The organism is Pengzhenrongella phosphoraccumulans, assembly GCF_045689905.1.
GTDB classification, from domain to species: domain Bacteria; phylum Actinomycetota; class Actinomycetes; order Actinomycetales; family Cellulomonadaceae; genus Pengzhenrongella; species Pengzhenrongella phosphoraccumulans.
In genome coordinates this window covers 1932956-1953115 of sequence record NZ_CP144210.1, presented here as the reverse complement: position 1 = coordinate 1953115, position 20160 = coordinate 1932956, and the positions used below count along the sequence as shown (strand labels likewise).

The following is a 20160-nucleotide window of genomic DNA, read 5'->3' as shown; positions in this document are numbered from 1 at the left end:
ACAGTCCAAGTGCGCCAGCCCGGTGAACCAACCACGCCGACAGGCCGCTCGCGGTCTGCTCGCGGCCGGCCTGGTCCAGCAAGCCCATCGCTCACTCGTTAGTGGTGGCCTGCTGGGACGGGACGGGACGGGGACGGGAGGGTCGCGGCGCACCTGAGTAGAGTCCGGCATCGTGCCTGACCCCCGAGTGTCGCCAGAGAAAACCCCTGAGAAGTGGCTCACCCGCGGGGTCGCCAGCATCGGAGCGGCGTCCTTCTTCAGCGATGCGGGCCACGAGATCACGACCAGCGTGCTACCAACCTTCCTCAGCACGACCCTGCACACCGGACCCGGCGTTCTCGGCGCGATCGAGGGCGTCTCAAACGGGCTGATCGGGCTGAGCAAACTCGCCGGCGGGCCACTGTCCAACGACCCGACCCGCCGGGCCCGCCTGGCCTCGGGCGGGTACCTGGTCACCGCGCTGGCGACCGGGGCCATCGGCTTAGCCACCGCGGTCTGGCAGGTGGCAGGGCTGCGCGCCCTGGCGTGGATGTCCCGCGGGATCCGGTCCCCGGCGCGCGACACCCTGCTGATGTCCCTGGTGCCCCGGGCCGCATACGGGCGAGCGTCCGGCGTCGAGCGCGCCGGCGACAACGCCGGTGCCATCCTCGGCCCTCTACTCGCCGCCGCGCTGGTCGGGGTGGTCGGGATCCGGCACACCATGCTGCTCGCGTCCATCCCCGGCATGTTCGCCGCGGCCGCGATCACCATCGCGGCACGTGAGGCCCGCCGCACAGTGCTGCCCGCCGAGGGACGCCGCACCCTGTCGTTCAACCTGCGCGAGCTGCGCGAGGCCGGGATGGTCCGGGCGTTCGCACCGGTGGCGCTGTTCGAGGTCGGCAACATCGCCACGACCCTGCTGATCTTGCGCGCCACCGACCTGCTGACCGTCGACGGCCGCAGCCTCGCCGCGGCAACCAGCATCGCGATCCTGCTCTATGCGACTCACAACGTGGCCGCGACCATCGCAGCGATCGCCGGCGGACACCTGGCAGACCGGTTCAACCCACGAATGGTCTTCGCCGCCGGGTGCGCGGCCTACGTAGCGGGGTACGCAGTGTTCGCGCTCGACCAGCACTCCTGGCCGGTGCTCCTGATCGGATTCCTCCTCGCGGGGATGGGGATCGGGTTCGCCGAGACCGCCGAGTCCACCGTGGTGGCCCTGATGCTCCCCGACCACCTGCGCGGCAACGGGTACGGCGTCCTAGGTCTGGTCCAATCCATGGGTGCGCTCGCCGCGTCCCTGATCGTGGGGCTGCTCTGGGCCACGTCCACCCCCACGATCGCGTTCGGGTACGCCGCGGCGTGGATGCTCGCCGCGGCGCTGGCTGCACGACTGATCACCACCACCGCGACGCCAACGCCCGCGGAAAGTGATCACGCGGACGACCGAGGCGCCAACGACGAACGGCCCCCCAGCACCCCGGCCCAGTAGGCGAAGGCCGCTGGTCAGCAGCGGACTCCAACCAAACCCTCGGGCGCCAACGGCCTCCCGGGCTCCATGCCGGCGCCGCACGAGCGGTACGTGGTGGCATATCCAGCCTTCACAACCCGTGGCGCCAACTGGCGCCAACCAAGCGATGTTCTGTCCAGCTGATCTCCCTGCCAAGAAGGAGTGTTCCGGTCGACTGTCTCGCAATCAGGACACTGTGCATGCTGGCAGGTGTCAGACTCCAGACGTGTCCCCCTCCCTGAGGCCGTCCCTGGCCGTCATCGGCAGTCCCGGTTTCGATTCCTTTCTCGACGGCGTCGAGCAGGTCGAGGTGACCACGCCGTATGGACCGCCGCCCGCACCCGTTGCGATCGGATCGGTCGGAGAGCGGACGGTTGCGTTCTTGCCCCGGCGCGGGCTGCAGCACGAGCTCCCGCCGCATCTGATCAACTCCCGGGCGGACATCTGGGCGTCGTGCCCCCTAGGGGTGCGGCGCATCTTGGCTCCGTGCGCGGTCGGTGCCCTGTCCGCAGTCCTCACCCCGAGGAGGCATGGTCGTGCCTGATCAGCTTGTCGACCGGACCACCTTGCGTATGCGGAACGACCTGGATGCCGGGGTCAACGCCCACGGTGCGGTGCACCAGGGCGCGGTGCTCGCGCCGTTCTCGCAGCACATCGGCCCTACGACGGAGTTGCCCTCCGGTGTGATCGTCGACTTTGACGATCAATTGGACTGCTCGTGCTCTGCCTGGCTGCGAGACGTCACTGTCCCGTTGGTGCTGCCGTGAGGGTTCTCTTGACGGGCGCCGCCGGTTTCATCGGATCGGCGATCTGGACCGAGCTGGCCGCTCGCGGGCATGAGGTGATCGCAGTGGATGCCTTGATCCCGCAGGCGCACCCGATCGACGCGGACGCGGGGCCGGAGGTGCACCGGCTCGATGTCCGTCGTGCCATGGAGTGGGTGGATCTCTTGCGGGGCGTCGATGTGGTGTGCCACCAGGCCGCCATGGTGGGTGCGGGCGTGACGGTCTCGGACCTGCCCGCCTATGCAGGTCACAACGATCTCGGGACCGCGGCTTTGTTGGCGGCGATGCACGCGGCGGGCGTGGGCCGGATCGTCCTCGCGTCGTCGATGGTGGTCTACGGCGAGGGGCGCTACGTCTGTCCGACGCACGGCGTACAGCGGCCACCGCCACGAAGTCTCGCCGCGCTCGACGCCGGGGACTTCGAGAACCACTGCCCGGGGTGCGGGGGAGCGCTGGCGTGGGAGACGGTCCCGGAGTCGGCCCGGCTCGATCCGCGTAGCAGTTACGCGGCCAGCAAGCTCGCCCAGGAGCACTACGTGGCAGCCTGGACGCGCCAGGCGCCGGGCGCCGCGATCGCGCTGCGCTACCACAACGTGTACGGCCCCGGGATGCCGCGCAACACCCCATATTCGGGGGTTGCGGCCCTGTTCAGGTCGGCGATCGAGGCCGGGCGTGTCCCTGAGGTGTATGAGGACGGTGCGCAGATGCGCGACTTCGTGCACGTGGCCGACGTCGCTCGAGGCAACGCGATCGCGGTCGAGGCCGTCGCGGTGGCGCAGCCGGGACATGGTGGCGTCTATAACGTGTGCTCGGGTCAGCCGGTCTCGATCCTGGACGTCGCGCGCAGCGTCGCGTCGGGGGCCGGATCGGGTCGCGAGCCGGCGGTGACGGGTCGCTACCGCGTCGGAGACGTGCGCCACATCGTGGCGTCGCCGGATCGGGCCGCACGCGAGCTCGGGTTCACCGCCGAGGTCGGGCCAAGCGACGGCCTGCCACGGTTCGCCACGGAGCCGCTGCGGGCGTGATGGTCACCAGGGGGTCTTCAGAAGGTGCTGGGCGACGATCGCGAACCCCACCTGGAGGGCGAGGCCGCCGCGCCGCCAGCGTTCGGGTAGGAACGCGCAGGACAGCATCAGCCAGGGCACAAACGGAAGCCAGATCCGCTCGACCTCGGCCTTGCTCATCAGCGTGAGGTTGGCGACGGCGACCATGATCACGCCTGCCGCAGCCAACGCACCGAGGACGTGGCGGCTTGGGCGTCTGATCGCCGCAACCATTTCTTTCCCCGCGGACGCGAGCGCCGCTGCCAGCAGGGGACCCGCGCTGAACAGCAGCGCGGCGATGTTGCCCCAGAGCCAGTAGCTCGCCGGGCGGCGGCTGGCGAGGCCGCTCCAGTACCTGTCCTGGAGCACCGGGAAGGCCTCCCACCACACGAATCCGAGGGCAGCGAAGATCAGTACGACGGCGATCGCGGCCGTGAGGGCGAAGGGCAGCGGAAACCAGGACCGGGCCACCAGCAGGACCGTAAGCGCGAGCACGCCCAGCAGCGGAAGGCCGTACGACATCAGGGTGCAGTACCCCAGGAGCGCTCCTGCGAGCAGCGACCATGCCATCGATCGGCGGGTGGCTCCGAGCGCCAGCGCGGCCACCCCCCAGGCGGCCACGGCGGCGAACAGCGCGTCGGCGGACACCGCCTGCCAGATCGCGACGGGTCCCAGGACCAGGAAGGGCAGTGCGCGGCGTGCGGGCAGTTCGCCTCCGAGCGCGCGAGCGGTCACGAGCACGGCCACCGGTGTCGTCGCGGCCACCACGGTGACGATCAGTGCGGCTGCCAGGCCCGAGCCGAGCCCGAGTCGGACGAGCAGGATGAAGAACAGCAACGCGCCGGGCGGGTGCCCCGCAACATGGACCGGCCAACCGTTCGGACCGTCCGGGATCCGGGTGACGAACTCTTGTAGCAGGGCCGGCACATCGGTGGTGGCGCGGGCGGTGTTGAGGTATTCGTACCGGCCGTCAAGGACGTTCCAGATTCCGGGCACGCCGTCGACGAGCGCGAGCGCGAGCATCCATGCCCAGCCCGTCAACCACGTGACGGCGAGCAGCGTCCGCCAGGGCAGGAATCGGGCGGCGTCGAGCGCTACGAGGACCCCTGCGACGCCGATCACGAGAGCTGGCACCGTTCCTGGGCCCACGCGCGGTGACCAGGAGGCGATGACGGGATGGAAGGACGCGGGGTCCACCTTCCAGCCCGTGACGATCGGCACCGTCATCGCGAGCACCATGACGAGTGCGGCCGCCGCGAGACCCCGCGCGGGCACGGATGCCTGGCGAAGGCGGTTGGTCACGGCTCGATGATAGGCAGTCGGCCACAACTGAGGAGGACATTGTCTATCGTCGGGCTCATGGTCTTACGGTGCGATGTGATCTTTCCCTGCAAGGACGAAGCGGCCGCCTTGCCCGCTTTGCTCGCCCTGGTCCCTGCGGGTTTCGGCGTCATCGTGGTGGACAACGGTTCGGTCGACGACACGGCCGAGGTCGCGAGGAGCTGCGGGGCCCGGGTCGTGTACGAGTCCGTGGCTGGCTACGGCGCTGCCGTGCAGGCCGGTGTCGAGGCGTCGGGGGCCGACTACATCGCCATCCTGGACGGAGACGGGTCGATGGATCCGCGTGAGATCACCGGGTTGCTCGCCGCCGTCGTCGGGGGTGGGGCCACGATGGCGACGGGCCGCCGGCGACCGGTCCGGGCGGGGGTCTGGCCGTGGCACGCCCGGGCGGGCAACGCGCTCGTGCTTTGGTGGTTGCGCCGTCGAACCGGGCTGATGGTGCGGGACATCGCCCCGATGCGCGTGTGCAGCCGGGAGGACCTGCTCGCCCTGGACGTGCGCGACCGTCGGTTCGGCTACCCCGTGGAGCTGCTCGTCAAGGCGCAGGCGGCGGGCTGGGTGCTGGCCGAGCTCGACATCAGCTACCACCCGCGGGCCAGCGGGACTAGGTCGAAGGTGTCTGGCACCGTCCGGGGCACGGTTCGCACCGCCCGCGACTTCGCCCGCGTGCTGCCGTGAGCATGCCCGTGGTGCTCGTGATGGCGAAGGTCCCGATTCCCGGTCAGGTGAAGACGCGCCTCGCAGCAACGCAGGGGGCTGTGCGGGCTGCGCAGCTGGCGACCGCGGCCCTGCTCGACACCTTCGACGTGTGCGAGCGAACCTTCGGTCTCGGCCGGTGCCACGTGTCCCTCGGAGGGGACCTGGGTCAGCTGGACGACGTGGAGCTGCTGTCCCGTCTGCGCAGCTGGACCGTCCATCCGCAGTGGGGCGCCGGGTTGGGTGAGCGGATCGCGAACGCCCACCGTGAGCTGTGTCCGACCTCCCGCGCGCCCGTCGTCCAGATCGGCATCGACACCCCTCAGGTCACGTCGGCGGTGCTTCGGTCGGTCGCCGCGATGGCGGTGCACCAACCGGTGCTGGGGCTCGCGGACGACGGCGGGTGGTGGGTGCTGGCGACGAACGACCCCGCGCAGGTCGACGGTCTCGAGGATGTCCCCATGTCGACCGCGAGGACAGGTCAGATGACCTGGGAGCTCCTGCGGTCGCGAGGATCGAGCGTGGGCGTCGCGCCGGTGATGCGCGACGTGGACGAAGCGGCCGACGCCGAACTCGTGGCAACCCTCGCGCCGACGACCCGGTTCGCGCGGGCATGGCGTTCTGGCCGTGCCGGAACTGGCGGCTGAACTGGGCTGCGGTACCAGCCTCTGCACGCAATACTCGCCTCATGCTTCGGTACCTTCTGGGCGCCGAAGAGCCCGACCGTCGCGTCGTCGGGCGGGCGCTGGCCGGTGTGCGGATCGTCGCGGGTCTCCTGCGGCACTTCAACGGGGACTGGAAGCGACCGCCCGCCTTCCGCCGCGGGCGAGCGGCTCTTCGATGGCTACGTCCAGGCAGCCATCGACCACCCCGTGTTCTCACCGTTCAATTGGGTCATCGAGAACGTGGCCCAGCCGGCGTTCAGCTCACTTTTGGGGCCGAACGATGTACACGATCGGGTCCAGCCCGGGGGCGTCTTGCGTGGCGGGTGTGCGCGTTGGTTCCTACCCGGGCCAGGCCTATGTCACGTGCGGTGCCTTCGCCTCGATCGGCGGGCTCATCTTGGCCACGAGGATCGGGCACGTAGCAGCCTCATCACCGAAGAATCCACGACAAATTGAAGGGCGTGTGGCGTGTTCAAGAAGTATGAGTTCCTCACCGTGGAGTCGATTCCGAGCTACATCCAGTCCAAACCCATGCTCGCTTCCCGCGTCGATGCCCACCACATCGTCTCGGTCGAGGAGATCGGTGACGGCAACCTCAACCTGGTGTTCATCGCGCGGGACGAGGCCGGGCGCGGCCTCGTGCTGAAGCAGGCCCTGCCGTACGTGCGCATGGTGGGCGAGGGCTGGCCCCTGACGCCCGAACGGGCGCGCTCGGAGGCCACGTCGCTTCTCGCGCATCGCGCGCTCGTACCCGAGCTGGTCGTGGAGGTCTTCGACTACAACCCGGACCGTTTCATCATCGCGATGGAAGACCTGGGCGACCACGCCGTGTGGCGCGGTGCGCTGAACACCGGTGCCATCCACGACGGAGCAGCCGACGCGGTCGGGGTGTACATCGGCGCCGTGGCCTTCGGGACCTCGGTCTTCGGGATGGATCGGGACGATCTCGCCGCGCGCCAGGCGGAATCCACCAACCCGCAGCTGTGCACGATCACCGAAGACCTCGTGTTCACCGAGCCGTACGTCGACGCCGGGCGCAACAGCGTGCTTCCCGCCAACGAGCCAGACGCGGCCGAGCTCGCCGCCGACGTCGCGATGATCCGCGCGATGGGCGAAGCCAAGTGGCTCTTCATGACCAGCTCCGAGGCACTGATCCACGGTGACCTGCACACCGGCTCAGTCATGGTCCGGGCCAAGCACGGCTCCACGCTCTGCGACAGCGTCAAGGTATTCGACTCCGAGTTCGCGTTCTACGGCCCCGTGGCGTTCGACCTCGGCGCCGTGTGGGCCAACTATGTGATCGCCGCCGCCCGCGCCTACGCGCTCGGCGAGGATGAGCGAGGCGACTGGGCCCTCGGGCTCATCGCGTCCACCTGGATCGCTTTCGAGTCCGAGTTCCGCCGGCGCTGGCCGCAGCGCGTCGACCCGCGCCTGTGGGGCGAGGGCTTCCTGGACGACCGGATCTCGCAATGGCGTTCACAGGCCTGGCTTTTCGCGGCCGCGAAGATGGCGCGGCGCATCGTCGGCGTGGCGAAGACCAAGGACATCGAGACCCTGCCCGAAAACCTGCGCGCAGGTGCCGCCCGCGGCGTCCTGCACGTGTCCAGGCGACTCGTCGTGGAGCGCGCCACCGACAGCTCACCCAAGGCCCTGGCGGAGATCGCTCGCGCAATCCTCTTGGCCGACCGCACGAGCTAGTTCGAGACGCGCTCAAGAACCTCGACCCGCTGTTGACCCCGGACCTGTCGCGAGCCCTCGCTCAGATGGGACTCGGTGACCGCCACCCAGATGAGATTGCAACGCGCTGAGTGACGGTTGTGCGGCCCTTCGTGTCGCTGTTGCTGGTTTGAAGAGGGGGACCTGATCGCGATCGGTCCCCGCGCGCCCGTCCAAGCCTCAGGTATGGCTGTGGGTGGAGACGGCATCAAAGATCTCGCGGGCATTGCTGATTGCGGCGATCGCGTCCTGCACCGTGTCTTCCCCTCCACGACCTGCGCGTGCCACGCAGGTCGTGGCCCTGGCGCCGGGACCCGGTTGGCGCGTGCCTGGCGTGCGGGGGGATCAGCGGGGGGCCGCCGGGACGTTCCGGCGGATAGTCTCGCCGCGCGATTTTCCTCAATCGCCGCGCGAACTGTCCCCAGCGTCGGCATACTCGAGGCGTGCTGCCATACCTGTTGGGGACCGACGAGCCGGACCGTCGCAGCGTTGCGCGGGCGCTGGCGGGTTTGCGGATCGTTGCTGGGCTGCTGTGGTTGTTCAACGCGAACTGGAAGCGACCACCGGACTTCGGCCGTGAGAGCGGGCGGCTGCTTTATGGCTACGTGCAGGCCGCGATCGACCATCCCGTGCTCGCCCCGTTCAGTTGGGTCATGCAGAACGTGGTCCAGCCGGCGTTCATCCCGTTCGGGTGGGGCGTCCTGGTGGTCGAGACGCTGCTCGCGGGCCTATTGCTGACCGGGACCTTCACGCGGCTCGCGGCCCTGCTCGGCATCGCGCAGGGCAGCGCGATCGCCCTGTCGGTGCTGCAGGCGCCCGGCGAGTGGCCCTGGTCGTACTACCTGTTGCTCGCGGTCCACGTCGTGCTCTTCTTCGGATCGGCCGGGTTGGCGTGGGGCGTTGACGGTGTTCGCGCGGCCGCGTCCGCGGGGGCTGGCGCCCGACCGGCGGCCCGCCTGGTGCTTACGTGGGGCTCCCTGCTGGCGGCGGTGGGTCTGGTGGCCGCGGCCGTCGCGGTCGCCTCGTCGCCCGCGACACTGGGGTCCAGCTCGTTCGAGGTGTCCCTGGGGGCGTACAACGTCGCCGGCGGTGTGCTGCTCGTAGTCGTCGGTGCGCTGATGGTCGCCGCCGGGCGCACCGCGCGCGCGTCGTTCGCGTTCGCTGCGGCCGCCGTGGGCCTGGTGTGCACCGCAACGATCTGGACCCAGACCGCCACCGGGTCCTCGATCTGGCTGGGGGCGAACCTGACCGCGGCCGCGCTGTTCGTCACCGGCGCGGTCGCCGCGGTCGGCTGCGGGGCCGTGCTGCGGGCCGCGAGCGGGCACGTCGCACGCCCGGCCTCCGCGGTACAGGCGGGGACCGCAGATGGGTGAGGTGGACACCGCCCGCCTACCCGACCTCGTGGTGGACGGCGAGGACCGTGCGTGCGGGGAGTTGCTGCTCCGGCTTGCACTGCAGCTCCCTGGCCAACCCGTGGGCGCGCTCGTGCGGCTCATTGCCACTGATCCGGTCGCCGCGATCGACCTGCCGTACTGGTGCCACCTGACAGGCAACGGCTACCTCGGCGTCGGCCACGGTTCGGACGGGCGGGCGCACTACGACATCGCGGTCCGCCGCGTCTTGACCCATGCGCCCCGCCACGCCCTTTCGAGCGGACCCCCACCGGGCGAGCTTGCGCGTACCGACGACGCCCCGGGATCCTCCCGGGGTGTGGCCAACCCGAGAGGAACCTCCCTGCCATGAGCAGCATCGTGATCAACCTGACCCAGGGCTCCAACGACGTCGACCGCGCGAGCGTGGCGATGGTCGTGGCCGGTGCCTCGATCGCCTCCGCCCAGGAAACCACGGTCTTCTTGTCCTCCGAGGGCGCGCGGCTGGCCGCCAAGGGTTTCGCCGACGACCTGCATGAGGAGGGCTTCGCCCCGATGGCCGAGCTGATCTCGAACTATGTCCTGGCGGGGGGAACCTTCCTGGTCTGCAGCCCGTGCGCGAAGAAGCGTGGCATCGGCGAGGAGGACCTCATCGAGGGCGCGAAGATCGTGGGTGGGGCGACCCTGGTGGCGCTCCTTGCCGGTGGCGCCGCGGCGCTGTCGTTCTGAGTCGATGACGGACCAGCTGATCGACCTCGACGCCGTCGTGCGTGCCGGTGGCGCTGATGCGGCGCTGGACGGCGGGGACCAGGACTGCGGCAGCGGGCTGCTGCTGTCGCTGACCTCGGCCATGCGCCGCCTCGAGCCGGGTCAGGTCCTGGCGGTGGGCACCCGGGAGCGGTCGGTGCTGGTGGACCTGCCCGCGTGGGCGGGCCTGGCCGGTCACGACGTGCTCGAGGTTGTCGACGGCACGGAGAAAAGCGGCGGCGGTCGGTCGGAATGGCTCCTGCGCATCCGCAGGGGCGGGCTCGCGCCCAGCGCGCAGTTCACGACCGGCAACGCTGTCCCGCTCGGGGAGCGGCTGTGGCTGCAGACCAACTTTCACTGCAACCTCGCCTGCACCTACTGCTGTGCGCAGTCCTCACCGAAGGCCTCGGCTCGGATGATGCCGCCCGAGCTGGCTCGGGTCGCGGTCGAGGAGTTCGTGGCCGGCGGTGGGCGTGAGCTGCTGCTGACCGGCGGGGAGCCGTTCCTGCATCCGGGGCTGGGCCAGATCGTGGCGCATGCCGCGAGGTTGGTGCCGGTGACGATCCTGACCAACGCCATGGTGTTCGACCGGGGCGCTCGGCGAGCGATGCTCGAGGAGATGGATCGCGACCGGGTCGCGCTCCAGGTCAGCCTCGACTCGGCCACCGCGGACCTGCACGATCGGATCCGGGGCGCGGGTTCGCACGCCCGGGCGGTCCAGGGCATCAGGCAGGCGAGCGGGCTCGGGTTCCGCGTCCGGGTCGCGGCCACGCTCGGACCCGACGACGTCACGCAGGTCCATGCCCTGGACGCACTGCTGGACGACCTCGGGATCGCGGCCGATGATCGCCTCGTGCGGCCCGTCGCCCAAGAGGGAGCCGCCGAGCTCGGCGTGCACATCTCCCTGGAGACGATCGAGCCCGAGCTGACCCTGACTGTCGACGGTGCGTGGTGGCATCCGGTCGGGATCACCAACCCGCACCTGAAGATCTCCAACGAGCCCGTGCCGATCGCACCGATCCTGGCCGTCATCAAAGACGTCCTAGCCGTCCAAGCAGCCGGCACCGCCCAAGGACGGAACGTCTTCCGATGCACCTGAGCCCCGCGCCCACCGCAGGGTCTCGTATCGACGCCATCCGGCCCGCCGTCGCCCGCTACTTGGCGACAGCTGACGCGCGGGTCGGGCGGGCCCGCACTTTGGCACCAACTATCGGACGTTGCTTCGATCGTCCGCCTGCTCCGAGTCACGGCACTTGAGTCACATCCAGTTCTCCCTACCGCTCCTTGCCGGGCAAGGTCTAGGCGTCGGTGGGCGGCGTCCCGTCGCGCCGATCACCCGCGAGACGGGGCGTTAGGTGGGGCCGCTGGAGTGGACTTCAGCACGCAAAGCGGACTCCGGCACGCACGGCGGCGGCGGCGCAAAGATCTTGAAGAAATCCTGGCCTAGCTGTCGATCCGGCGGCAGGGTGTTCGTCGTAGTTAGTGACGGCGCCGGACAGGCCGGCCCGCAACCCAAGCAGGAGGCAGCACCATGGCCAAGTACGCGATCCTCATCTACGAAGACCCGGCCTTCTACGCGAACATCTCGCCCGAGGCGTGGCCCGCGGTGGTCGACGCCCACAGCAAGTTCGTCGAGCAGGTCTTCGCGCTCGGTGGGTCCCTGGCGGGCGGGGAGGCGCTGGCGCCCCCGACGACGGCCACCACGATCAAGGGTGGCGGCACGGTGACGGACGGCCCGTTCGTCGAGACCAAGGAGGCCCTCAACGGCATCTACGTCGTCGAGGCGCGCGACCTCGACCACGCCGTCGAGATCGCCAAGCTATGCCCGGCCCCCGCCCCCGGCGGCGGCGTCGAGGTCCGCCCGGTCGTGGACCCGACGACGAACCCGTTCTGATCGCTCCCAGCGACGAAGCGACCGCGTCCGCCGTGCAGGCGGACGCGGTCGCTGCCGCGCTGGCGCAGGCCCACCGCTCCGAGTGGGCCTTCGTGCTGTCCGCCACGGTGCGCGTCGCGGGCGACCTGGACGTCGCGGAGGAGTGCGCGCAGGAGGCGTACGTCAGCGCGCTGCAGGCCTGGACCCGGGACGGCGTCCCGGAGCGGCCCGGCGCATGGCTGACCACGGCGGCGCGGAACCATGCGCTGGACCGGTTGCGTCGCGAGGTCACCCTCCGGCGCAAGCTCCCGCTGCTCGTGGAGCCGGCGACCGTCGATGCGCACGACCCGGCCGACCTGGACTGGCCCGACGCCGCGGTGCCGGACGACCGGCTCCGGCTGGTGTTCACCTGTTGCCACCCCACCCTCGCCCCCGAGGCCCGCGTCGCCCTCACCCTGCGCCTGGTCTGCGGCGTTCCCACGCCCGACGTCGCCCGGGCCTTCCTGGTGTCCGAGCCGACAATGGCGGCACGGATCACCCGGGCCAAGAAGAAGATCTCCGACGCGCGGATCCCCTACCGGGTTCCGGGCCGGGCGGAGCTGCCCGAGCGCCTGGACAGCGTGCTCACCGCCGTCCACCTGCTCTTCAGCACCGGCCACACGGCCGGCGAGGGGGACGCGCTCGTCCGTGGGGAGCTCTGCGACCGGGCCCTGCACCTCGCGCGCACCCTCGCCTCGCTGCTCCCCGAGCAGGCCGAGACCCGCGGCCTGCTGGGCCTGCTGCTCCTCACCGACGCGCGCCGGGCCGCCCGGACCGCCGAGCAGGGCCGGTTGCTCCTGCTCGCCGACCAGGACCGGACGCGCTGGGACCAGCGCGCGATTCTGGAAGGGCTCACGGTGACGGCCGGGGCGCTGGCGTCCGGCCCACCGGGGCGGTTCACCCTTCAGGCGGCGATCGCCGGCGTGCACGCGATGGCGCCGTCCCTGGAGCAGACCGACTGGCCGCGCGTCGTGCACCTCTACGACCGGCTGCTGGCGGTGTGGAACACCCCGGTGGTCGCGCTCAACCGGGCCGCCGCCGTGGCGTTCGCCGACGGTCCGGCCGCCGCCCTGCCGCTCCTCGACGAGCTGGCGACCGATCCCCGGCTCGCCGACTACCCCTACCTTCCCGCCACCCGCGCCGACCTGCTGCGCCGCCTCGGCGACGCCGCCGGCGCGGCTCAGTCGTACCGGCGCGCGATGGAGCTCACGGCGAACGCCGCGGAGCGCGCCTTCCTGGAGCAGCGCCTAGGGCATGTCTCCTAATCCTGTAGCCAGGTGATGACAGCTGCCAGGAGTGCTGCGGCGCGGTAGACGATGGCGAGCTTGTCGTAGCGGGTGGCCAAGCCGCGCCATTGCTTGAGGCGGGCGAAGGAACGTTCGACGACGTTGCGGCCTTTGTAGGTGACCCGGTCGTAGGTCACTGGTCGTCCGCCGCGTGAGCCACGGCGCGCCCGGTTGGCGCGTTGGTCACGCGGCTCGGGGATGACCGAGACGATCCCACGCCTTCGCAGCAGGGTGCGGATCGCCCGCGAGGAGTACGCCTTGTCGCCCAGGACCTTGACCGGTTTGGTCCTGGGGCGGCCGGCCCCGGAGTGCGCGACCCGGATCTCGGCGAGCAGGTCCGCGAGCATCGACCCGTCGTGTCCTTGCCCGGGAGCGACTATCACCGCGAGCGGTCGCCCGCGCCCGTCGACGGCGTGGTGGATCTTCGTGGACAGCCCGCCACGAGAGCGCCCGATCCCGTGACCTGCAGGTTCACTGAGCTCGCCGGTCCGATTCCTGTGATTCGATCGTGCCCCCTGTGGCGTTCTCGGGGCGCTTGGTGTTCGTGGCGTGCTGGTGGGCCCGGTTGATCGTGGAGTCCACCGAGACAGTCCAGTCCAGGTCCCCGGCCTCGTCGGCCTGCGTCAGCAGCGCGCCCAGGACCCGGTCCCAGGTCCCGTCCCCGGCGAACCGGCGGTGCCGCTTCCACACCGTCTGCCATGGTCCGAACTGCTCACGTGGCAGGTCCCGCCACGCGATCCCGGTCCGGTACCGGTAGACGATCCCCTCCACCACCTGACGATGGTTGCGAAACGGGCGCGACTGCTTGCCCTCCGACGACGGGAGCAACGGCTCGACTCGAGCCCATTGCTCATCTGACAACACGGCGTAGCGACTCACCCGGACAGCATGCCAACGAGCACCAAACGGAGATTAGGAGACATGCCCTAGCCGAGGTCAGCCGCGCCGCCGGCGCCGAGCCCGCGCCCGGCTGAGGACGGCGGGCTCGGCGGTCACCCCTCCGAGGCCTCGCCCCGGGGCTCCCGCGCCGCGCCCCTGGCTCGGGCTCAGCCCCCGCGTTCCGGTCGTCGCCCGACGGCTCGAAGGTGCCGTGCTGGTCCGTCTCACTGTGGCGCAGGCCCAGGCCCTCGTAGGTCGACGCCTTCGTCCTCACCGCCACCCAGTACGACAACCCCCGCATCGAATGGCTCGCGCAGGAGCGCATCCCATATCAAGCTGGTGGCCGATTCCGACCGCGGGGTCCTGGTCGGGGCCACCTCGATAGGGCCGGCCGGTGGGGGGGTCTCGCCGCGCTTACGCTTGCCGTGCACGCCCAGGGTCGGTTGGGCACGCTGCGGTCGATGATCTACGCCTACCCCACCTTCCACCGCGGCATCGAAGATGCACTCGGGACCTGGCCTGACCCGACCGCCACTGGCCCGAGGTCCCCTGAGCGACGGTCGACAGGTCCCATCACCCAGGGGAGCCAGCGAGGGGAGATCGGACCCCTCGCTGGTGGAATGTTCCAGGATGCCCACGTGGTTCTTGCTGCATGACTGACCTGATGGCTGGCATCGTCGAGGACCCGTTCGCCATCACGCCCGGCACAGTGCAACGCGGCAGCAAACGGGTGCGCGCCTTCAGCGCGGGTGAGCTCGTAGCAGATGCGCGGTCCCCGCTGCTGGTCTGGGAGCACCCCTACTATCCGCAGTACTTCTTCGCCGCGAGCGATCTGGAGGTCGAACTGCGCGCAGGCGGGCACGGGCCCCGCTCGAAGGTCCTGGGAGTCAGCGAAGTCTTCGACGTGATCATCGGCGAGCGGATCGTGCCGAACGCCGCCCGGCGGTATCCGCAAGCCGGCGTCGAGGAACTCCGGGAGGCGTTCGGGCTGACCTGGGCGGCATTCGACACCTGGATGGAGGAGGACGAGATCGTCTACACCCACCCGCGCAGCCCGTACGTGCGCATCGACGCGCTCGCCAGCAGTCGGCATGTCGTCGTCGCGTTCAACGGGGTCACGGTGGCCGAGTCCCGTCGCCCGGTCGTCCTCTTCGAGACGGGCCTCACCGCGCGGTACTACCTCCCCCAGGCGGACGTGCGCATGGACCTGCTGGCCCCGAGCGCCACGACCAGTCACTGCCCCTACAAGGGCACCGCGACGTACTGGGCCCTGGACACCGGTGATGCGAGCCTGGCGGACGTCGCCTGGGCGTACCGCACGCCGCTGCCGGAGTCCGCCAAGATCGCCGGGCTGGTCGCGTTCTGGCCCGAGAGAAACCCGACGCTGCAGGTCACCGTCGACGGTCAACCGCTCGGCGCGCCATGAGGCTGGGTCGCCCGGCATCCGCGCGGGGACCCGTCCCCCGGCACGATCTGGGAAGTCAGAGCCCCGTGAGCTCGGAGGTGCTGCCGTGGCAGGCGCGGGGGGACGAGATGCTGGGACGGACGATGTTCGGGGGAGTCTTGGCCCCAGCCTGGTTGGATCGTGTGCTCGCGATCGAGGTGATGCGTGACAAGCGTCATCACTGGAGAACAGCCGCGTACTCGATCTAAGTGACTTAGCGCAGAGAAGGCGGGCAGCCAAAGTCAGAAGGCAGTTGTGGCCACGGCCCGCTTTCGCAAGATCTCGAGAACCGAGCGCACCGAACATCGTTCCACAGGGAGCCGGCTTCGTTTGCGTGCCTCCGACGAGCGACTCCTCGCCCACCACTCCCGATGTCACGAACTCGTAAGGTTTCGCGGAGGTGGGATTGGCCGCAGGTCGGGCACGCTTGACGAATGCCGAAGTTGAGCAAACCACGACTCTGGCCCCGCTTCATCAGCCCGGTACGCTCGACGGCTCTCACCGCGAGGCTCGGCTCGATGGTCGGGATCTGCTTCGCGGTGTGCTTCTTGACGGGATTGCTCAGTCACTACCAGTACCACCCGTGGTCATGGCTGCCCGAGCCGGCCAGCCCGGTCTTCCTCTACCGGGTCACCCAGGGCACCCACGTGACCACGGGCATCGCGACGATCCCGCTGCTGCTCGTCAAGCTCTGGTCGGTGTATCCGAACCTGTTCCGCTGGCCGCCGGCGCGTTCTGTCAAGCACGCCGTCGAGCGCGCGTCGGTGTTCGTGCTCGTCGCAGCCAGCCTCATCCAGTTGACGACCGGCTTCCTCAACGTCCTGGGTTGGTATCCGTGGCCATGGGGCTTCGTCAAGGTGCACTTCCTGCTGTCCTTCGTCGTCATCGGCTCGATCCTCATCCACATCGGGGTGAAGCTGCCCGACATCAAGTACGGGCTGCAGGCCCGTCTCGTTGACGCGGACGTGCTCACCGAGATCCCGTGGAGCGAGAACCCGGCCGCACACAGCAACGCCGGAGACGTCCCAGCGCCCGCGACGCCGGCTCTGAGTCGTCGTGGCCTCCTCGCCGCGACCGGTGTCGGTGTCGCGGTGGTGGTCGCCACGACCGTCGGGCAGACCCTGACGCCGCTGGGTCCGATCGGTCTGCTCGCGCCCAGGCTGTCGAGAGGGGCCCCCCAAGGTGTCCCGGTGAACCGGACCGCCGATCGAGCCGGTGTGATGGCGCTGGCGACGGCGATCGACTGGCAGCTGCAGGTCGACGGCCCGCGACCGTTCGTCTTGAGCCTCGCCGACATCGAAGAGCTCGCAGAATTCGAGGCGCGGCTGCCGATCACCTGCGTCGAGGGCTGGAGCGTCGGCGCCGACTGGCGAGGTCTGCGGCTTCTCGACGTCGTGCGGCGGGCGGGTGGTGACGCCGACTCCCACGTGCACGTCATCTCGCTGGAGACGCGAGGCGCCTACCACGACAGCGTCGTCGAAGGCCCCCAGGTCGCCCGGGCTCTGCTCGCCACCCATCTCAACGGTCAGCGGCTCAACCTCGACCACGGCTACCCCCTTCGCCTGATCGCGCCCAACCGAGCGGGAGTGCTCAACACCAAATGGCTCGGCCGAATCGAGGTGAGCTGAGATGGGGCGGTGGCGGTACGCGCTGGTCGCGGCCGGGGTCCTCCTCCTTCTCTACGGAGGGGGGCGGCTGGTCACCGAGGTCCCGGACGCCCTGCCCGGCCTGCTGCTGTGGATGGTCGGGATCGTCGTCATCCACGACGGCCTCCTGTCGCCGCTGGTCGTGGGGGTCGGCTGGCTCCTAGCGCGGACCGTGCCGCCCCGCGGCCGCCGGTACTTGCAAGCAGCACTGCTTGTAGGCGGCCTCATCACCATCATCGCCATTCCGCTCATCGCGCGTCGGGGCACCCAGCCACCAGCGAAATCGCTCCTGCTCCAGAACTACGGCGCCAACCTCGCCATCTTGCTCGGGTTGGTCGTGACACTGAACCTGGCGGCGTACGTGGTGACCGCTGCCCGAGACCGAAGCTCCCACACCGCGACCCCAGCGGACTGAACCCGAACGAAGACGTCCAGGACGGCAAGGGCGCGTCGGCCCCGGACTTACGCGGGGATCCGCACGACGAATCTGCAGCCGGGCGAATGATTGCTGACGGCCACCGTGCCTCGGTGCGCTTCGACGACTCCCTTGACGATCGCGAGCCTGAGGCCTGCGCCGATGTCTGCGCCGGGGGTCCGCGTGTGGCTCCCACGCCAGGCCACGTCGAAAACCCGGTCGAGGTAGCCGTCGGGGATCCCTCCGCAGGCATCGGTGCCGGCTCGACCCGTCGCCGGAAGAGCGCGCACTGATCTCTCCGAAACTCCTCCGAGATACCGTCGGAAACGCACGTTAGTGCCACCTAAGCTGCGTTGGGTCCGAAGTCATTGGCGGCAGCGCAAGAGACGGCCTGCGGCTTTCGGGCGAGCACCCGGGACTCCATCGGGCGGTGCTTCGCTGTTCGGTGAGATGGGCAGATAGGTGACAGTCCAGAGGCTCCGATTTCCTGGAGAGCTCGGCGACCCGCGGGTGCCGCCGCCCGCCACGCCTCTAGGGTTGGTGCTGCCATGGAGACCGCACCCTCGATCGACGGCGCTGCGCTCCGCGCGGCGCGGATACGCGCTGGGCTGACGCAGCACGAGCTGGCGCATGAGGTCGGCGTGGTGGGCGGGGAGCGCGTCTCGATGTGGGAGCGCGGCGAGGCGCGGCCTCGGAGTCCGCAACTGCTGCACGCAGTGGCGCGCGCCCTGGGCGTACCGGCGGACGCTCTGCTCATCGCGCCCGACGGTGGACCCGGCCTGCGGTGGCTCCGGTTTGCCGCAGGACTCAGTGTTGAGGAGTTGGCGCAGGCGGTTCATCTGTCCGCCGCCTCGCTCAAACGTTGGGAGGCGCACGGGTGTCGACGACTTCCGTCGTCGGCGACCCTCGACTCCATCGCCGTGGCGCTTGGAGTCGACACAACTGAGGTCAAGGACGCACTGCATCGGTAGAAATGCGTCGTTTGCACCCCAGTAAGCGTCGCTTTCCCTAGCATGACTGGCGTCCCGTCCTGCGGGGAGGACGGCTGCAAGCTTGCTGGTCCGAGTGTCATCCGTCGTTCAGCCGGCTCGGTCATCCACAACCGTCGGACGACGACGTAGCCAATATGCACCATAGGCACTAGTGTTTAAGGATCAACTTGAGTTGAGAGTGAGCACGCCGGCTTCATCAGCCGCCTGAGGGCGACGAAGCGTAGGGGGGCAGATGACAAGACCCGATCGACGGGCGCTGAGCGTCGTGTTTGCCGTGCTCGTCGTCATGTCCGCCGCAGGTTGCACCGGCGACCCGACTCCGCCGTCCCCCGTTGAGACGGGCGCGCCGTCAACACCCCCGGCAACGTCGCCCACACCCTCATCTTCGCCTGAAGGCGACGCGGAGCTCAGGGCAGAGGAAGTGGTCCGCGCCTACCTCCGGGCGCAGACGGACTGCCTGTCGGATCCGCCCACGACCGAGCCCACCTGCTTCGACACCGTCGCGATCGGGACCGAGCTGGTCAACCTCAAGAACGCCCTGACCAGCGCCCAGGCGATGGAGACTCGTGTCGTCGGTGAGATCGCCCCCGCCTCGATACAGATGCAGGGCGTCGACCTGGCGAGCGACCCTGCGGCGTCGCCGCCGGTCGTGCCGACCGTCGTGCTCGTTGTCTGCGCCGACGTGAGCGGCTACAACGTGGTGGACAAGGCCGGGCAGTCGATCGTGCCGCCCGACCGGGCAGCGACGAGCCCCCTCGAGGTCTCCGTCTACAACTACGAGTACCCGAACCAGGCGCAGTGGCGAGTCGGCTATGTCGTCCCGGCAGAGGACTCGGCGTGCAGTGGCTGACGCGCCGACTGCTGGTGGCCATCGCCATCAGCGGGGCGCTAGTCGGGGCGGGCGCGCCGACGGCGTTGGCCGCCGACGGCGCGACGTGCACGTCCTACAACTTGTTCGGCGTCTGCATGGTCTGGGCGGGGACTCCCGCCACCCCCGGCACCGGCGGGGGATCGGGCTCAGGCTCGGGAGGTGGTTCAGGCGGCACCCCGACCATCCCGATCATTCAGATCGACGGCCAGGGCTGCTTGCCCGTCGGCCTTGCAGATCCGCAGCCACCGCAGACTGAGGCGGTCTGGGCGGGGCATACGGATGGCGCGATCTACCACTGCGAGGTCCCGACAGGGCTCGGCGGCATGTTCGTCGCCGGCTACCTGATTCCGTACTGGTCGCTCGCCGCGCCTGCCGCACCGCCGGACCCGGCGGCCCTTGCCCAGCAGGCTGTCGCGTCGATGCAGCTCCAGGCCGTCCGGGTCGGGATCGTTCCCGAGGCGCGGGCCGGGTCGGTCGGTCTGGTGGGGATGCCGAACTGGATGTGGGTCTCGGCTCCGGACGCGCAGACCTTTGGGCCCATCACGCGCACCGCTTCCGCGGGCGGCTGGGATGTCTCCGCCACGGCGCAGGTCGCCGGGGTGTCCTGGGACATGGGTGATGGGCAGGTCGTCACATGTGCGGGTCCAGGGACTCCCTACGAAGCGTCGTATGGAGCGTCGTCGTCGCCGGACTGCGGCCACACCTATACCCGGCAGGGCACCCATGTGGTGCGAGCGACGTCGCACTGGGTCGTGGCCTGGTCGGGCATCGGTCAGGCCGGGACGATCACGCTCGATCTGACCCAGGCGACGGACGTGACGATCGGCGAAGCGCAGGTGCTCACCCAATGAGCTGCGACG

The 20160-nt window shown here is 69.9% G+C and carries 21 protein-coding genes; 18 read left to right on the top strand and 3 right to left on the bottom strand.

Annotation, left to right across the window (positions count from 1 at the left end):
• Window positions 1–172 precede the first annotated feature (172 nt).
• The 3 genes from VTA80_RS09010 (at window position 173) to VTA80_RS09000 (ending at window position 3302) form a co-directional block, all read left to right on the top strand.
• On the top strand, window positions 173–1474 hold the full coding sequence (locus VTA80_RS09010) for an MFS transporter (RefSeq protein ID WP_407345061.1): 1302 nt from the start codon (window positions 173–175) through the stop codon (window positions 1472–1474).
• A gap of 548 nt (window positions 1475–2022) precedes the next feature.
• Window positions 2023–2259: a hypothetical protein gene (locus tag VTA80_RS09005; RefSeq protein WP_407345059.1), complete on the top strand. Its 237-nt coding sequence runs from the start codon at window positions 2023–2025 to the stop codon at window positions 2257–2259.
• Entirely contained in the window at window positions 2256–3302 is a 1047-nt protein-coding gene (locus tag VTA80_RS09000) for an NAD-dependent epimerase/dehydratase family protein (RefSeq protein WP_407345057.1), read from the top strand. The genes VTA80_RS09005 and VTA80_RS09000 overlap by 4 nt, the downstream gene beginning before the upstream one ends.
• Window positions 3303–3305: 3 nt before the next feature.
• Here the strand turns inward: VTA80_RS09000 and VTA80_RS08995 are convergent, their stop codons facing one another.
• A complete protein-coding gene (locus VTA80_RS08995; RefSeq protein WP_407345055.1) occupies window positions 3306–4622 on the bottom strand; it encodes a hypothetical protein in 1317 nt (438 codons plus the stop codon).
• A 108-nt stretch (window positions 4623–4730) separates the two neighbouring features.
• On the opposite strand from VTA80_RS08995, the gene VTA80_RS08990 reads away from it, so the two are divergent.
• The 9 genes from VTA80_RS08990 to VTA80_RS08950 all read left to right on the top strand — a co-directional run bounded on the left by VTA80_RS08990 (window position 4731) and on the right by VTA80_RS08950 (window position 13032).
• Complete coding sequence (locus VTA80_RS08990) at window positions 4731–5339, top strand: glycosyltransferase family 2 protein (protein WP_407345053.1); 609 nt, start codon at window positions 4731–4733, stop codon at window positions 5337–5339.
• Between the two features lie 2 nt (window positions 5340–5341).
• A complete protein-coding gene (locus tag VTA80_RS08985) occupies window positions 5342–6004 on the top strand; it encodes a DUF2064 domain-containing protein (protein ID WP_407345740.1) in 663 nt (220 codons plus the stop codon).
• A gap of 486 nt (window positions 6005–6490) precedes the next feature.
• Complete coding sequence (gene mtnK / locus VTA80_RS08980; RefSeq protein ID WP_407345051.1) at window positions 6491–7720, top strand: S-methyl-5-thioribose kinase; 1230 nt, start codon at window positions 6491–6493, stop codon at window positions 7718–7720.
• A gap of 461 nt (window positions 7721–8181) precedes the next feature.
• Window positions 8182–9111 carry a hypothetical protein gene (locus tag VTA80_RS08975; RefSeq protein ID WP_407345049.1) on the top strand — a complete coding sequence of 310 codons (930 nt, stop codon included), beginning with the start codon at window positions 8182–8184 and terminating at the stop codon, window positions 9109–9111.
• A complete protein-coding gene (locus VTA80_RS08970) occupies window positions 9104–9481 on the top strand; it encodes a sulfurtransferase TusA family protein (RefSeq protein WP_407345047.1) in 378 nt (125 codons plus the stop codon). Before VTA80_RS08975 ends, VTA80_RS08970 begins: the two co-directional genes overlap by 8 nt.
• The gene (locus VTA80_RS08965) at window positions 9478–9837 is read left to right on the top strand and encodes a DsrE family protein (RefSeq protein ID WP_407345045.1); all 360 of its coding nucleotides are present in this window, start codon (window positions 9478–9480) and stop codon (window positions 9835–9837) included. Before VTA80_RS08970 ends, VTA80_RS08965 begins: the two co-directional genes overlap by 4 nt.
• Before the next feature lie 4 nt (window positions 9838–9841).
• Entirely contained in the window at window positions 9842–10954 is a 1113-nt protein-coding gene (locus VTA80_RS08960) for a radical SAM protein (RefSeq protein WP_407345043.1), read from the top strand.
• A gap of 432 nt (window positions 10955–11386) precedes the next feature.
• Window positions 11387–11749 carry a YciI family protein gene (locus VTA80_RS08955; protein WP_407345041.1) on the top strand — a complete coding sequence of 121 codons (363 nt, stop codon included), beginning with the start codon at window positions 11387–11389 and terminating at the stop codon, window positions 11747–11749.
• Between the two features lie 32 nt (window positions 11750–11781).
• The gene (locus VTA80_RS08950) at window positions 11782–13032 is read left to right on the top strand and encodes an RNA polymerase sigma factor (RefSeq protein ID WP_407345039.1); all 1251 of its coding nucleotides are present in this window, start codon (window positions 11782–11784) and stop codon (window positions 13030–13032) included.
• On the opposite strand, the gene VTA80_RS08945 is transcribed toward VTA80_RS08950, so the two are convergent.
• Window positions 13029–13932, bottom strand: a protein-coding gene (locus VTA80_RS08945; protein ID WP_407341942.1) for an IS5 family transposase whose coding sequence is annotated in 2 segments (ribosomal slippage) — window positions 13029–13574 and window positions 13576–13932 — 903 coding nt in all. Because the reading frame shifts where the segments join, the coding sequence is not laid out codon by codon here. The genes VTA80_RS08950 and VTA80_RS08945 overlap by 4 nt on opposite strands.
• Window positions 13933–14584: 652 nt before the next feature.
• Here VTA80_RS08945 and VTA80_RS08940 point away from each other — a divergent pair.
• From VTA80_RS08940 to VTA80_RS08930, 3 genes are all read left to right on the top strand, one after another.
• Complete coding sequence (locus tag VTA80_RS08940; protein WP_407345037.1) at window positions 14585–15358, top strand: DUF427 domain-containing protein; 774 nt, start codon at window positions 14585–14587, stop codon at window positions 15356–15358.
• A gap of 452 nt (window positions 15359–15810) precedes the next feature.
• Window positions 15811–17004, top strand: a complete 1194-nt coding sequence (locus VTA80_RS08935; RefSeq protein ID WP_407345035.1) for a molybdopterin-dependent oxidoreductase — start codon at window positions 15811–15813, stop codon at window positions 17002–17004.
• Between the two features lies 1 nt (window position 17005).
• Window positions 17006–17437: a hypothetical protein gene (locus VTA80_RS08930; protein ID WP_407345033.1), complete on the top strand. Its 432-nt coding sequence runs from the start codon at window positions 17006–17008 to the stop codon at window positions 17435–17437.
• A gap of 47 nt (window positions 17438–17484) precedes the next feature.
• Here the strand turns inward: VTA80_RS08930 and VTA80_RS08925 are convergent, their stop codons facing one another.
• A complete protein-coding gene (locus tag VTA80_RS08925; RefSeq protein WP_407345032.1) occupies window positions 17485–17727 on the bottom strand; it encodes an ATP-binding protein in 243 nt (80 codons plus the stop codon).
• A 258-nt stretch (window positions 17728–17985) separates the two neighbouring features.
• On the opposite strand from VTA80_RS08925, the gene VTA80_RS08920 reads away from it, so the two are divergent.
• The 3 genes from VTA80_RS08920 to VTA80_RS08910 all read left to right on the top strand — a co-directional run bounded on the left by VTA80_RS08920 (window position 17986) and on the right by VTA80_RS08910 (window position 20151).
• Window positions 17986–18408, top strand: a complete 423-nt coding sequence (locus VTA80_RS08920) for a helix-turn-helix domain-containing protein (RefSeq protein WP_407345030.1) — start codon at window positions 17986–17988, stop codon at window positions 18406–18408.
• Window positions 18409–18850: 442 nt separating this feature from the next.
• Window positions 18851–19279 carry a hypothetical protein gene (locus tag VTA80_RS08915; protein ID WP_130101726.1) on the top strand — a complete coding sequence of 143 codons (429 nt, stop codon included), beginning with the start codon at window positions 18851–18853 and terminating at the stop codon, window positions 19277–19279.
• Window positions 19267–20151: a hypothetical protein gene (locus tag VTA80_RS08910; protein WP_407345028.1), complete on the top strand. Its 885-nt coding sequence runs from the start codon at window positions 19267–19269 to the stop codon at window positions 20149–20151. The genes VTA80_RS08915 and VTA80_RS08910 overlap by 13 nt, the downstream gene beginning before the upstream one ends.
• The last annotated feature ends 9 nt before the right edge of the window (window positions 20152–20160 follow it).

What these genes read in the sequence shown, in the direction of transcription:
- VTA80_RS08960 (WP_407345043.1), top strand. Translation starts at nt 9,842, where the DNA reads ATGACGGACCAGCTGATCGACCTCGACGCCGTCGTGCGTGCCGGTGGC.
- VTA80_RS09005 (WP_407345059.1), top strand. Translation starts at nt 2,023, where the DNA reads ATGGTCGTGCCTGATCAGCTTGTCGACCGGACCACCTTGCGTATGCGG.
- VTA80_RS08935 (WP_407345035.1), top strand. Translation starts at nt 15,811, where the DNA reads ATGCCGAAGTTGAGCAAACCACGACTCTGGCCCCGCTTCATCAGCCCG.
- VTA80_RS08985 (WP_407345740.1), top strand. Translation starts at nt 5,342, where the DNA reads ATGCCCGTGGTGCTCGTGATGGCGAAGGTCCCGATTCCCGGTCAGGTG.
- VTA80_RS08940 (WP_407345037.1), top strand. Translation starts at nt 14,585, where the DNA reads ATGACTGACCTGATGGCTGGCATCGTCGAGGACCCGTTCGCCATCACG.
- VTA80_RS08970 (WP_407345047.1), top strand. Translation starts at nt 9,104, where the DNA reads ATGGGTGAGGTGGACACCGCCCGCCTACCCGACCTCGTGGTGGACGGC.
- VTA80_RS08930 (WP_407345033.1), top strand. Translation starts at nt 17,006, where the DNA reads ATGGGGCGGTGGCGGTACGCGCTGGTCGCGGCCGGGGTCCTCCTCCTT.
- VTA80_RS08965 (WP_407345045.1), top strand. Translation starts at nt 9,478, where the DNA reads ATGAGCAGCATCGTGATCAACCTGACCCAGGGCTCCAACGACGTCGAC.
- VTA80_RS08920 (WP_407345030.1), top strand. Translation starts at nt 17,986, where the DNA reads ATGGAGACCGCACCCTCGATCGACGGCGCTGCGCTCCGCGCGGCGCGG.
- VTA80_RS08955 (WP_407345041.1), top strand. Translation starts at nt 11,387, where the DNA reads ATGGCCAAGTACGCGATCCTCATCTACGAAGACCCGGCCTTCTACGCG.